Source organism: uncultured Polaribacter sp., from assembly GCF_947495205.1.
Classification (GTDB): Bacteria; Bacteroidota; Bacteroidia; order Flavobacteriales; family Flavobacteriaceae; genus Polaribacter.
On record NZ_CANLXV010000033.1, the window covers coordinates 1 to 899 of the forward strand.

General features: G+C 38.4%; 1 pseudogene. It reads right to left on the reverse strand.

Annotated features, from left to right (window positions below):
- Positions 1-899: pseudogene (locus Q0762_RS13880) on the reverse strand (Ig-like domain-containing protein); the annotation flags it as partial.

Consider the following 899-nt stretch of genomic DNA (forward strand, 5'->3'; position numbering starts at 1 on the left):
GTTAAGCCATCTTCATCAGTTACTGTATAACTAAAGTCGATATCTTCTGTGCTATCTGGTGCTGGAACTACATCTAACGTACCGTTTGTCTGTAAGGTTACCATCGTACCATCACTTAACGTTACTGTTGCGCCTGGTGCTATTGGTGTTACTGTTCCGTCTGCGTCAATAATCTCTGTAATCATTAAATTAGCATTATCGCCATCAGGATCATTATCTCCTTCTAAAACACTAATGTTTACTGGTGTATTAATTGCTGCATCTGTTACAGTTTCATTATCCGCTGTTGGTGCTAATTGATCAAATGTAATATCTACATTTCCTGTATCTGTTAAACCATCTTCATCGGCTACTGTATAGTCAAAATTAATTGGCTCTGTGCTGTCTGTTGCTGGTGTAACCAATAACTCTCCTGTCACTGCATCTATAGAAACTACAGTACCATCTGATAAGGTTACCGGAGTATTAGCATCTATTACAGATGTAATTCCTGTAACTGGATCAGTGATTTCTGTAATTGTTAAGTTCGCATTGTCTCCGTCTGGATCATTATCTCCAAGTAAAGCGTCTACTGCTACTGGAGTATTTATCATTGCTCCCATAACTACTTCATCATCTGCTACTGGTGCAAGCTGATCAAATGTAATGGCAACAGCTGCCATATCAGTTAAACCATCTTCATCTGCTACTGTATAAGTAAAGTTTACTGGCTCTGTACTATCTGTAAATGGTGTAACCTCTAATGTACCATCTGAATTTAACGAAACTACCGTTCCATCATCTAATGTTACTGGGTTATTAGCATCTATTGGAGATGTAATACCTGTTACTGGATCAGTGATTTCTGTAATCGTTAAGTTCGCATTGTCTCCATCTGCATCATCATCGCCATTTAAAGC